Source organism: Nocardia harenae NBRC 108248 (assembly GCF_001612885.1).
Lineage (GTDB): Bacteria > Actinomycetota > Actinomycetes > Mycobacteriales > Mycobacteriaceae > Nocardia > Nocardia harenae.
In genome coordinates, this window is record NZ_BDBH01000011.1 from 211,325 (window position 1) to 223,437 (window position 12,113).

The window sequence follows — 12,113 nt, forward strand, 5'->3', positions numbered from 1 at the left end:
GGCTCAGCCCAGGTGCCTGCGCAGGAAGTGCAGCTGGTGCTCGACGGCGGCGGGGTGGAAATCGCCGCCCGGCCAGACGTCGAAGTGGTCGCACGGGTAGTGCCGCACCTCGGCGCGGGCCGCGAAGGCCGCCTTGGCGGCGGCGTGCGGCGGGGCGGCGCGGTCGAAGTCGGCGATCTGCATCAGCACCGGGACGGTGATGTCGGCGGCGCGGCGGGCCGGGCGGTAGCCGGGGAGCGTCAGCAGCACAGCGGGGTCGATACCGTTCTGCCAGGTGGGGCCGCTGAGCGCGCGGTAGGAGCGCTCGTAGCCGTCGAGCGAGAGCGCGGCGCCGCTGCCCGGCGCGCCGACCAGCGGGATGAGGCCGGGTTCGCCGCGCAGGCGGGCGATTCCGGCGCGCACGCCGCCCGCCGCGCCGCGCAGCGAGGCGAGGGGGCCGCCGTGCCGCACCGCGTGCCGGACCGCGGCGGGGCCGTCGACCAGCGGGGTCAGCGAGACGACCGCCGCCACCCGCGGCTGCGCCGCGGCCACTGCCTGCCCTCGAGGCCCGACAGCAGCGGTATCCGCCACCTGCGGCCCTGTCGCGACACCTCCTGCCTCTCGCGGCTCAGCGGCGGCTTGCCCCGCTCCCCGCAGCCGGGCTGCCACGCCGCGGGTGCCCCCCGCGCGCGACCCACCAGTCGCGTCGCGCGTCGCGCTGTACTCCGCCGCCAGGGCCAGCACATGCCCGCCGGACATCGAAACGCCCCACAGCACGACCCGTTCCGGGTCGACACCGGGCAACCGAGCGGCAGCCGAAACCGCCGCGCGATAGTCCGCGATCTGATCGCGCATCCGCAGCCGCTGCCGCGGCTCCCCCGCGCTCGCTCCGAAGCCACGGAAATCGAAGGCCAGCGCATCGATCCCGGCCCCGGCGAGCGCGGTGGCGAAGGGGGCGAGCCCGGAGTCCTTGGTGCCGCCGAATCCGTGCGCGAGCACCGCGACCGGCCGTCCGGCGGGGCGGGCGAGCTCGTCCGAGGTGGCGGCGAAATGCCAGGCCGCGCAGCGTGTCCCGGCCGAGTCGAAGGTGTGCGCGGTGGCGCCCACCGGCAGCGTTGTGGTCATGACGATCCCCGATCGGCAGGCACCCGGCCGTAGACGGTGCGCAGCCACACGGTGACCACGGCATCGACGTAATTCTCCCGGTCCAGCCCGTCGCCGAGCGTGAGCCGTTCCAGCAGCCGCTCGTTGAGCAGCAGCAGCACATCGGCGAGCGCGGTGGCGTCGGCGCCGTCCGGGGCGCGGCCCGCCGCGCGCTCGCCGTCGATCATGGCGGCGATGGCGGGGATGAAGGCCTGCCGATCCGCCTCCCACATGCGGCGCACCTCGGGCGAGGCATTGCGCGCCTCCAGCGCGGCCCGGAACAGGTGCCGGTGCCGCTCGGAGAACTCGACCAGGCTGCGGGCGGTGTGCTCGATCCGCAGCGCCGGATCACCGGGGCCGACCAGCACATCGGTCACCGCGAAGACCTCGTCGTACATCTCCTCCAGCGTCGCGGCGACCGCGGCGGCCTTGTTCTCGAAGTAGAAGTAGAAGGCCGAGCGGGTGAGCCCGGCGCGCTTGGAGATCTCCGCGATGGTGATCGGATCCAGGTTCCCGCCGCTGTCCTTCAGCAGCTCGGCCAGCGCGCCGAGCAGCGCCGAGCGCCGCAGGTCGCCCCGCTGCGGCGCCCGCCGGTCGGTGCGCGCCCGAGCGTTCACGTGGCCCGCCCGGCGAGCGCCCCCGCGCGCCGGAACCCCGACGGCAGCTCGCGCACCCGCAGGTCGTGCTCGTAGAGCCAGTAGTCCAGCTGCTGGGTGTGCCTGGCGGTGTTCATCATGTGCCCGATGAACTTCTGCTCGTCCTCGGTGATCACCCGCTCCATCTCCGGCGCCGGCGGCGGCCGGTAGCGCCCGGCCGCGAAGGCCGCCACCAGCCGGGCCTGGCACTCCACGAAGGGGAAGAGCGTGGGGAACGGCTGCGCGAAGCCGACGAAGGCCAGGTCGTCCAGCCCCGGCTTGAAGATCCGCTTGTAGAGCTGGATCTTGTTGCCCGGCGCGCTGAGGAAGGCCGGGTCGAAGAACGGGAAGGTGATGTTGTAGCCGGTGCAGTAGATGATGACGTCGAAGTCCCGCGCCTGCCCGTCCTCGAAGTGCACGGTGCGCCCGTCCAGCCGGGCCACATTCCCGACCGCGGTCACGTCGCCGCTGCCCAGCCGCAGCGGCAGCTCGACCGACTGGGTCGGGTGCGCCTCCATGAACTTGTGGTTCGGCGCGGGCAGCCCGTAGTTCACCGGGTTGCCGGAGATGATCGGGGTGAAGAGCTGCGCCAGCTTGCGCTGCCAGCGCAGCGGCACGTAGGGCACGGTGCGGTAGTAGCGATCGGCCGGGGTGCCCGCGAGGTACTTCGGCACCACCCAGGCGCCGGAGCGGGTGGAGAGCCAGACCTCGTTGTCCATGCTGCGCGAGGAGAGCTCGACGGTGATGTCGGCGGCGCTGTTGCCGATGCCGACGATGAGGATGCGCTTGCCGTACAGATCCAGCGGGGTGCGCGGGTCGACGTAGGCGTGCGAGTGGATGGACTCGCCGGTGAACTCGCCGGGGAAGTCCGGGAACCGCGGATCCCAGTGGTGCCCGTTCGCCACCACCAGCAGGTCGAACCGGCGCTGCTCGCCGCGCTGGGTCGCCAGCGACCAGCCGCCGTCCGGCAGCCGCTCGGCGTGCACGACCCCATTGCCGAACTCGATCCGGCGCTTCAGCTCGAAGGCCGCGGCGTACCCCTCCAGGTACTCCTTGATCTGGCTGTGGTGCGGGAAGTCCGGGTACGACTCCGGCATCGGGTAGTCGCGGAAGGAGAGCTGGTACTTCGAGGTGTCGATGTGCAGCGAGCGGTAGGCGGCGCTGTGCCCGTTCGGATTGCCGAAGGCCCAGTTGCCGCCGATCCGGTCCGAGGACTCGAAGCAGGTGTACGGGATTCCGTAATCGCCCAGCATCTTCCCGGTGGTCAAACCGCTGATCCCGGCGCCGATCACGGCGACCGTCGGATGGGGCATCGGACCTCCTACACCGCGCCGTCGACGATCGGGTGACGGCGATCACAGGAACTCTATGACCGGATTCGACGCGCGTCAATAAAGATCCACGGTTGTTTCGCCGCCGGGGCCGCGGGCTCAATCCAGCACGGCGATGGCCTCCACCTCGACCAGCAGGTCCGGCTCGGCCAGCGCGACCACCGGAATCAGCGTCACCGGCTTGGTCGGGTCCAGCCCCAGCTTCGCCGCGACCCGCCCGGCACCCTCGCCGAGCAGCGGCAGCTTCTCCGGCGGCCGGAGCCGCGCACCGGGCCGGAGACCGATCGAGTATGAATCGATCAGGAACATCCGACGAGAGGACCGACATGACCAGCACCGCACCCCGCACGGCGATCGTCACCGGGGCCGCCCGCGGCATCGGCGCCGCCACCGCGCGCCGCTTGGCCGCCGACGGCCTCGCGGTCGCCGTCTTCGATCTGGACGAGGCGGCCAGCGTGGCGTCGGCCGAGCAGATCACCGCGGCGGGCGGGAAGGCCATCGGGGTCGCGGTCGACGTGGCCGACGAGGGGGCCGTCGAGCGCGGGGTGAGCCGGGTCGCCGAGGAGCTGGGCGCGCCCACAGTGCTGGTCAACAATGCCGGGATCCTCCGCGACAACCTGCTGTTCAAGATGACCGCGGGTGATTGGGACGCGGTCATGAACGTGCACCTGCGCGGCGCCTTCCTGATGAGCCGGGCCACTCAGAAGTTCATGACCGAGGCCAGGTTCGGCCGGATCGTGAACCTCTCCAGCACCTCCGCGCTCGGCAATCGCGGCCAGGCCAACTACTCCGCGGCCAAGGCGGGGCTGCAGGGCTTCACCAAGACGCTCGCCATCGAGCTCGGCAAGTTCGGCGTCACGGTGAACGCCATCGCGCCCGGCTTCATCGCAACCGATATGACCGCGGCCACCGCCGAGCGGGTCGGGGTGACCTTCGAGCAGTTCACCGAGGCGGCGGTCGGGCAGATCCCGGTGGGCCGGGTCGGCCAGCCGGATGACATCGCGCACACCGCGTCGTTCCTGGTGAGCGAGGGGGCCGGGTTCGTCTCCGGCCAGGTGATCTACGTGGCGGGCGGCCCGACGAACTGACCGGTCAGGGCAGCGGCGGGGGTTCGCGCCGTACAGTATTCGCGATCGAAGGAGGTTCCGGTGGCCCTTGTCTCCCTGGCATCCCCGCGGCGCGGCGTGACGACCCTGCTGGCCCTGCTGCTCGCCCTGGTCGCCGCCGCGGCCGGCGCGGTGGCGATGCCCGAGCAACCGGACGAGGTGCGCTGGCTCTGCCGCCCCGACCTCCCGGCCGACCCGTGCCGCGGCGACCTCGCGACCACCGTCTACCGGGACGGGCAGCCGCCGGAGGTGGTCCGGCCCGCGGCCGGGCAGCGCGGGGTGGACTGCTTCTACGTCTACCCGACGGTCTCGACCGAGCTCGCCTACTCGGCGAGCAAGGAGATCGCGGCGCCGCTGCGCTTCATCGCCGAGCAGCAGGCCCAGCGCTTCTCCCAGGTCTGCGACGTCTACGCGCCGGTCTACCGGCAGCGCACCCTGCTCGCGCTGCGCTCCCCCGGCTCGCCGGAGCAGGCGCGGGCCGCGGCCGAGCTGGCCTTCGCCGATGTGGAGCTGGCCTGGGAGCAGTACCTGGCCGATGACAATCGCGGCCGCGGCGTGGTGCTGATCGGGCATTCGCAGGGCACGAGGATGCTCAGGCAACTGCTCCGCGAACGAATCGAGCCGGATCCGGCGGTGAACGCGCGGCTGGTCTCGGCGGTGCTGGCGGGCGGCAATGTGGTGGTGCCGCGCGGCGCCGACGTGGGCGGGGATTTCCGCACCGTGCCGCTGTGCCGGGAGCGCGCGCAGACGCACTGCGCGCTGGCCTGGTCGCTCTTCGGCGAGGCGCCGCCGGCGGATTCTCGCTACGGGGTCACGCCGACCACCCCCGAGGCCGCGCCGCAGCCGTACGGGCCGGGGTACGAGGTGGCGTGCGTGAATCCGGCCGCGCCGGGCAGCACCGACGAGGTCGCGCTGCACACGCTGGTGCGCACCGGGACCGCGCCGCAGGCGCTCGGTACCGCGCTGCCGGTTCCGTCGACGCCCTGGCTGCGGCCCACGCAGCGCTACCGGGCGCAGTGCGCGCACGTCGGCGGCGCGCACGTGCTGCTGGCCCGGCCGGAGCCGGGCGCCCCGCCGCTCGGCCCGTTCCCCGACCCCGGCTGGGGGCTGCACGTCGCCGACCTGACGCTCCCGCTCGGCGACGCCGTCGACACGGTGGCCGCGCAGATCAGCGCGTACCAGCGGCACTGAGCAACTCCGCAGGGCGTCGATGGCGCAGGCGCGGCCCCGCCGATTCCTCGGCCTCGTCGATCGTCGCCGGAATGGTCGAGCTGATCCTCGTCGGCGTCTTATCGATCAGCGATCAATAGTGGGCTAGGGTCGGGCCATGGACTTCCGGCCCACCGACCGTGCCGCCGAGCTCACCGCTCGGGCCCGAGCGTTCCTGGACACCGAGATCGAGCCGGTGGAGGCGCGATACCACCACGAGGTGGCCGCCCTCCGCGCATCCGGCGGCGACCCCTGGCAGCCGCTGCCGCTGCTGGCCGAGTTGCAGGCCAAGGCGCGCGCGCAGGGGTTGTGGAACCTCTTCCTGCCCGCGGGCGAGGGCGATGCCTACGCCGCGCGGTTCGGCACCGACGGCGGCGCCGGGCTGAGCAATGTCGATTACGCCCCGATCGCCGAGGTCACCGGCCGCTCCTTCCTGGCGCCGTACCTGTTCAACTGCAATGCCCCGGACACCGGGAACATGGAGGTGCTGCTCAAGTACGGCGACGACGCGCAGCGCGCGGAGTGGCTGGAGCCGCTGCTCGACGGCCGTATCCGCAGCGCCTTCTGCATGACCGAGCCGGAGGTGGCCTCCTCGGATGCCACCACCATGGAGCTGAGCGCCGTCGTGGACGGCGACGAGATGGTGATCAACGGGCGCAAGTGGTGGTCGACCGGGGTCGGCCACCCGGACTGCGAGATCCTCATCGTCATGGGGCTCACCGACCCCGAGGCCGAGCGGCACCGCAGGCACTCCATGGTGCTGGTGCCGCGCGACGCCCCTGGCGTCAAGGTGGAGCGGATGCTCTCCACCATGGGGTTGCAGGACGAGCCGTTCGGCCACGGCGAGGTCTCCTTCACCGACGTCCGGGTGCCGCTGGCGAATGTGATCGCCGGGCCGGGGCGGGCCTTCGAGATCGCCCAGGGCAGGCTCGGGCCGGGCCGGGTGCACCACTGCATGCGGCTCATCGGCCTCGCCGAGAAGGCGCTGGAGCTCGCCTGCGAGCGCGGGCTTTCGCGCACCGCGTTCGGCAAGCCGCTGGTGAACCTGGGTGGCAACCGGGAGCGGATCGCCGAGGCCAGGATCGCCATCGACTCCACCCGGCTGCTGGTGCTGAACACCGCGTGGAAGCTGGACGAGGGCGGGCCGCTGAACGCGCTCAGCGAGGTGAGCCAGATCAAGGTGGCGGCGCCTGCCATGGCGCAGCAGGTGATCGACTTCGCCATCCAGCTGCACGGCGGCGGCGGCCTCTCCGCCGACTTCCCGCTGGCCGCGGCGTGGACCAGCGCCCGCGCGCTGCGGCTGGCCGACGGGCCGGACGAGGTGCACAAGGGCGTCATCGCCCGGCTGGAGCTCGGCAAGCACGGGGCGAAGCGATGAGCCGCGGGGTCGTGCTGATCACCGGCGCCAGCTCCGGGCTCGGCGCCGAGATGGCGCGCCAGTTCGCCGCGCGCGGTTACGATCTCGGCCTCACCGCGCGCCGCACCGAGCGGCTGGAGCAACTCGCGGGCGAGATCGCCGCCATCCACCCCGGCACCAGGGTCGAGGTGCGCACCCTCGACGTCACCGACTACGACGCCGTGCCGGGGGTCTTCGCGGATATCGCGCGGGCGTTCGGGCGGCTGGACCGGGTGATCGTGAACGCCGGACTCGGCAAGGGCGCCCCGCTCGGCACCGGCCGCGCCGACGCCAACCGGGAGACCGCGCTCACCAATTTCGTCGGCGCGCTGGCGCAGATGGAGGCGGCGCTCGAGATCTTCCGGGCCGCGGGCGGCGGGCACCTGGTGGTGATCTCCTCGATCTCCGGGCTGCGCGGCATGCGCAAGACGCTCACCACCTACGCCGCCACCAAGGCCGGGCTGGCGCACCTGGCCGAGGGGGTGCGCTCCGAGCGGATTCCGGGGGTGAAGGTCTCCACCATCTACCCCGGCTACATCCGCTCCGAGATGAACGAGCACGTCACCCAGAAGACGCCGTTCATGGTGGACACCGAGACCGGGGTGAAGGCCATCGTGGCCGCCGTGGAGAAGGAGAGGGCCGAGGCGTACGTGCCCGCGTGGCCGTGGATTCCGCTCGGCTACGCGCTGCGCGGGCTGCCGCTCTCGGTGGTGCGTAGGCTGACCTGACGAACTGAATGATTCGCGCCGCGAATGGGTAGCCCGGTTCTGTGACCGAACCCGGAAACACCACAGCGCCCGATCTCGGCGAGCACACCGACACCACGCACCCCGACGACCACGAACCCGACCACCGCGACATCCCGGAGAACCAGGACGTCGACGAGGACGCCGGCGCCGTCGAGCCCCCCGACTGACCGTTTCGCCGGTGGCGGCGCGGGCATCCCCCCGTCATGGGAATCACCGTCGCCGTCACCGGCCCGACCGGTGAGATCGGCATCTCCGCCGTCACCGCACTGGAGCAGGACCCCGCCGTCGACCGGATCATCGGCATGGCCCGCCGCCCCTTCGACCCCGCCGCGCACGGCTGGACCAGAACCGAGTACCGGCGGGGCGACATCCTGGACCGCGCGGCCGTCGACGCCCTGGTCGCCGAGGCCGACGTGGTGATCCACCTGGCCTTCGTCATCATGGGCTCGCGCGCGGAGAGCGCGCGGGTCAACCTGGCGGGCACCCGGAATGTCTTCGAGGCGACTGTGGCCGCGGGCCGCCCGCGCCGCCTGGTGTACACCTCGTCGGTCGCCGCCTACGGCTACCACCCGGAGAACCCCTCCCCGATCACCGAGGACGTGGCGCCGGACGGCTCCCCCGAGCACTACTACTCCGAGCAGAAGGCCGCCTGCGAGCGCGCGCTGCTGGAGATCACCGCGAACTCCGGCCTCGAGGTCTTCGTGCTCCGCCCCTGCATCGTGGCCGGGCCGAAAGCGCCCGCGCTGCACGACCTTCCGTGGGACAAGGTCCCCGGCCCGGTGCGCGCGCTGATGCGCTCGGCAGCGCTGTTCAAGCCGATCATCCCGGACCCGGGACACCCGCTGCAGCTCGTGCACCACGACGATGTCGCCGCCGCCATCGCCATCGCCGCCACCACCTCCGCCGCACCCGGCCCGTACAACATCGCCGGTGACGGCACCCTGACCCTCTCCGAGGTGGCGACGGCGCTCGGCGGCCGCCCGGTGCGGGTGCCCGCCGCGACCGCCACCGCCGCCTCCGCGGCGCTGGCCCGGCTCCCCTTCGTCCCCGCCACCCTGGAGTGGCTGCACATCGTGCGCACCCCCGTGGTCATGGACACCACCCGCGCCAAGCGCGACCTGGGCTGGCAGCCGACGCACACCGCGGCCGAAACCCTCGCCGCACTCGCCGCCGCCCGCTGACCCGTCCGTTCGTCGGGTCGGATGCCGGTTTCGACACCGCGCCCGGCCCGACGGTGAGCAGCACTGCCCATACCTAGAGCTGCTAGGCTAGTCGCCACATACCTAGCGGAACAAGGCATAGGGGTGCCATGTATATCGACAAGGACCTGGTGGCGGCGTCGGCGACGCCGCTGGTGCTCGGGATCCTGGCGGACGGCGAGTCCTACGGCTACGCGATCCTCAAGCGGGTCAGGGAGCTCTCCAGCGGGCGCATGCAGTGGACCGACGGCATGCTCTACCCGCTGCTGCACCGGCTGGAGCGCTCCGGCTACGTCGCGGCGAGCTGGGGCAGCTCGGACACCGGACGCCGCCGCAAGCACTACGCCATCACCGCCGCCGGGCACGCGGCGCTGGCCGAGCGGCGCAGCCAGTGGGCGGTGGTGGCCGATGCCCTCGACCAGGTCTGGCGCGGGCTGCCGCCGGTCACCGCGGGCAGCCCCGCGTGAGCGACGCGGCGCTGGAGGCGCAGATCGAGCAGTGGCGCGGCTACGTCGTGCGGCACCAGGTCATTTCGGCCCAGGACGCCGACGAGATGGAAGACCACCTGCGCGCCGTGATCACCGAGCTCACCGCGGCCGGGCTGGAGCCGGACGAGGCCTTCCTGGTGGCGGTGAAGCGCATGGGCCGGGTGGACGACATCTCCCGCGAGTTCGCCCGCGAACACTCCGAGCGGCTGTGGAAGCAGCTGGTGCTGCCGCCCGCCCCCGAGCGCACCGGCGGCCGCAAACCCGATCTCGAACTCCTGATGGTGCTCGCGCTCGGGCTCGGCGCCGGGCTCGTGCTGGAGCTGGCCCGGCTGCTGGAGCTGGACGACAGCCTGATCGCCCGCAATATCGGGCTCTTCGTCCTGCCCTTCCTCGCGGTCTACTTCGCCTGGAAGCGGCGTATGCCCGCCCGCGCCGCGGCGCTGCTTCCGGTGCCGTTCGCGCTGGCCGCGATCCTGCTGAACGTCTACCCGTTCGCCGAGGACGGCGATGTCGAGGTGGTCGTGATCGTGCACGCGCCGATCGTGCTGTGGCTCGCGGTGGGCTGGGCCTATATCGGCGGCGAGTACCGCTCCGATCGGCGCCGGATGGATTTCGTGCGCTTCACCGGCGAGTGGGTGGTGTACCTGACGCTGCTCGCGCTCGGCGGCGGCGTGCTGACCGGGCTCACCGTCGGCGCGTTCCACGCCGTCGGGCTGGATGCCGAGGAGTTCGTCGGCGGCTGGGTGCTGCCCATCGGCGCGGGCGCCGCGCTGGTGGTGGCGGCCTGGCTGGTGGAGGCGAAGCAGAGCGTGGTGGAGAACATCGCGCCGGTGCTCACGCGGGTGTTCACGCCGCTGACGATCCTCATGCTGCTGGCGCTGCTGGTGGCGCTGGCCGCGAGCGGCAGCGTCACCGAGGTGGACCGCAGCCTGCTCATCACCATGGACGCCATTCTGATCCTGGTACTCGGGCTGGTGCTCTACGCCGTCTCGGCCCGCGACCCGCTGCGCCCGCCGGACCTCTTCGACCAGCTGCAGCTGCTGCTGATCGCGCTGGCGCTCGCCGTCGACCTGCTCATGCTGGCCGCCATGACCAGCCGGATCGCGGAGTTCGGCGCCACCGCCAACAAGACGGCGGCGCTCGGTATGAACCTGGTGCTGCTGGTGAACCTGGCCGGGGCGGCGTACCTGGCCGCCGGGTTCCTGCGCCGGCGGCGCGGCTTCGCCGATATCGAGCGCTGGCAGACCGGCTACCTGCCGGTCTTCGGCCTCTGGGCGGCCGTGGTGCTGGCGCTCTGGCCGCCACTCTTCGACTTCGCCTGAGCCCGAGCCGGAACGGGCGGTGCGGCGCCGCCCGTCCCGGTGCTGTCAGGCGTCGGCGGCGACCCGGGCGGCGTCGGGCAGGTCGGGCAGGCCGAGGTTGTCGCGCAGCGTGGTCCCGTTGAGGCGGAGGCGAAGGCACCCGGGTCCGGCCGAGAGCGGTAATCCAGGCGCCGGAGTAGGGATCGGCCGATCGATCGACTGTCGCCGGGCGCGCTTTCCGGGGACACTGGTAGCCGGATGAGTCTGCGCCGGAGCGCGATTCGGCCCGGTGCGGCGAGTGCGGCGCTACACCGTCGCCGAGCGGGGCACGACCGGCGCCTCGATCGAAGGGACGGCACCGCATGACCCCCATCGGCACCGGGAGCACCCCGGCACAGCACCGGAATCCGGCACCACCGCGGCACCGGTAGCGCCCCGGAACGATGAGCACCACAACGACGACGGCCGAGGAGCTCTTCGGCCGGGCGCGCGATCTCCTCAGCGAGACCTTCCTCGTCGAATACCCCGACCTGCTCGGCTTTCTCGGCCGCCGCGGTGTCCAGCCCGCCGATGCCGAGGATATCGTCGGCAATACCTACCGGAGCATGCTCGAGCGGCTGGCCGACACCGCCGCGGAGCTGGCGACCCTGCCGGACGGCGGGCCGCGCGCCCGCGAGCTGCTCACCCGGCTGACCGCGCGGCCGGGGCGCGGTCTCCTCTTCACGGCGGTGCGGAACCGGCACCTCAGCGAGTGCCGCTCCCCCGGGCCGGTTCCGGTCGCCGAGCCGGTTCCCGCGGCGGCGCCGGACGAGTACGTGCCGGTGCTGTCCGGTGCCGGTTCGGTGGCCGAGCCCGTCGGGATGCGGCATCCGCGGCAGGCGTACGAGGCGTTCGACATCGATCCCGCCGTCGTCGTGCTCGCCGAGTGCACCTCGGCGCGCCGCCACGCGGCGCTGCGCAGGCTGGTCCGGGTGCTGGTCGAGCGCGGCGGGCTGACCGCGGGGGCGATCGAACTCATCGACCGGATCTACGCCTTCACCGAGACCGGCGCGGAGGAACCGGCACCGGGCTCCGACCGGCGCGAACGCGGCGCGCGAAAGCGGAACGGCCACGCGCACGACCCGAATCGCGGTCGGATCGCCGCGACCGCCCGCGAACTGGGCCGCAGCGTCACGACGGTCTCCAGGGGCAATGCGGCGCTGCTCGCCGTGCTGCGGCGCGCGCTGTACGTGGCCGGCGTGCTGGCCGCCGCAGGCACCATGCGCCGTGCCGCCGACATCGGCGCCGCGCTCGACGGCTACGACCGGTTCCGCACCGGCACCGAACGCCAGGTTCTGGCACTGCTCGACACCGGCGCCGCGGCCGTGGGCACCGACCCGGCCACCGGCACCCGCGCGAGCCGCGACCGCGTCCTCGGGCTGCTGGCCGCGCAGGCCGTGGGCGAGCCCGCCGCGCACCTCGACCGGCTGCACGCCGCGGAGGCCGCGCTCGCCGCGCTGCTCGGCAATCCGCACCCGAACTGCGTGACCGTCTGCCCGCCGCACAACCCCGACCCCACGCGCACCTGGGAGCACTGA

General features: G+C 72.8%; 13 protein-coding genes. 9 read left to right on the forward strand and 4 right to left on the reverse strand.

Features of this window, described 5'->3' with window-relative positions; translation table 11 throughout:
* Positions 1-3: 3 nt before the first annotated feature.
* The 4 genes from NH2_RS22240 to NH2_RS22255 all read right to left on the reverse strand — a co-directional run bounded on the left by NH2_RS22240 (position 4) and on the right by NH2_RS22255 (position 3,397).
* On the reverse strand, positions 4-1,104 hold the full coding sequence (locus NH2_RS22240; protein ID WP_067657704.1) for an alpha/beta hydrolase: 1,101 nt from the start codon (positions 1,102-1,104) through the stop codon (positions 4-6).
* The gene (locus NH2_RS22245; protein WP_067657707.1) at positions 1,101-1,739 is read right to left on the reverse strand and encodes a TetR/AcrR family transcriptional regulator; all 639 of its coding nucleotides are present in this window, start codon (positions 1,737-1,739) and stop codon (positions 1,101-1,103) included. The genes NH2_RS22240 and NH2_RS22245 overlap by 4 nt, the downstream gene beginning before the upstream one ends.
* Positions 1,736-3,070: a flavin-containing monooxygenase gene (locus NH2_RS22250; RefSeq protein WP_067657710.1), complete on the reverse strand. Its 1,335-nt coding sequence runs from the start codon at positions 3,068-3,070 to the stop codon at positions 1,736-1,738. The genes NH2_RS22245 and NH2_RS22250 overlap by 4 nt, the downstream gene beginning before the upstream one ends.
* Before the next feature lie 117 nt (positions 3,071-3,187).
* The gene (locus NH2_RS22255) at positions 3,188-3,397 is read right to left on the reverse strand and encodes a hypothetical protein (protein ID WP_245650712.1); all 210 of its coding nucleotides are present in this window, start codon (positions 3,395-3,397) and stop codon (positions 3,188-3,190) included.
* A gap of 17 nt (positions 3,398-3,414) precedes the next feature.
* On the opposite strand from NH2_RS22255, the gene fabG reads away from it, so the two are divergent.
* The 9 genes from fabG to NH2_RS22295 all read left to right on the forward strand — a co-directional run bounded on the left by fabG (position 3,415) and on the right by NH2_RS22295 (position 12,113).
* On the forward strand, positions 3,415-4,176 hold the full coding sequence (fabG, locus tag NH2_RS22260; RefSeq protein ID WP_067657713.1) for a 3-oxoacyl-ACP reductase FabG: 762 nt from the start codon (positions 3,415-3,417) through the stop codon (positions 4,174-4,176).
* 60 nt (positions 4,177-4,236) lie between these two features.
* Positions 4,237-5,385: a DUF3089 domain-containing protein gene (locus tag NH2_RS22265; protein WP_067657717.1), complete on the forward strand. Its 1,149-nt coding sequence runs from the start codon at positions 4,237-4,239 to the stop codon at positions 5,383-5,385.
* Between the two features lie 136 nt (positions 5,386-5,521).
* On the forward strand, positions 5,522-6,781 hold the full coding sequence (locus NH2_RS22270) for an acyl-CoA dehydrogenase family protein (protein WP_067657720.1): 1,260 nt from the start codon (positions 5,522-5,524) through the stop codon (positions 6,779-6,781).
* Positions 6,778-7,527 (forward strand): SDR family oxidoreductase, encoded by a 750-nt coding sequence (locus tag NH2_RS22275; protein WP_067657724.1) that lies wholly within the window; start codon positions 6,778-6,780, stop codon positions 7,525-7,527. Before NH2_RS22270 ends, NH2_RS22275 begins: the two co-directional genes overlap by 4 nt.
* Positions 7,528-7,568: 41 nt before the next feature.
* Positions 7,569-7,715, forward strand: coding sequence for a hypothetical protein (locus NH2_RS28980; RefSeq protein WP_157103910.1), 147 nt, complete (start codon positions 7,569-7,571; stop codon positions 7,713-7,715).
* Between the two features lie 36 nt (positions 7,716-7,751).
* A complete protein-coding gene (locus tag NH2_RS22280; RefSeq protein WP_067657728.1) occupies positions 7,752-8,729 on the forward strand; it encodes an NAD-dependent epimerase/dehydratase family protein in 978 nt (325 codons plus the stop codon).
* A gap of 128 nt (positions 8,730-8,857) precedes the next feature.
* A complete protein-coding gene (locus NH2_RS22285) occupies positions 8,858-9,214 on the forward strand; it encodes a PadR family transcriptional regulator (protein ID WP_067657731.1) in 357 nt (118 codons plus the stop codon).
* Positions 9,211-10,557: a permease prefix domain 1-containing protein gene (locus tag NH2_RS22290; RefSeq protein ID WP_067657735.1), complete on the forward strand. Its 1,347-nt coding sequence runs from the start codon at positions 9,211-9,213 to the stop codon at positions 10,555-10,557. The genes NH2_RS22285 and NH2_RS22290 overlap by 4 nt, the downstream gene beginning before the upstream one ends.
* 422 nt (positions 10,558-10,979) lie before the next feature.
* A complete protein-coding gene (locus NH2_RS22295; protein ID WP_067657738.1) occupies positions 10,980-12,113 on the forward strand; it encodes a hypothetical protein in 1,134 nt (377 codons plus the stop codon).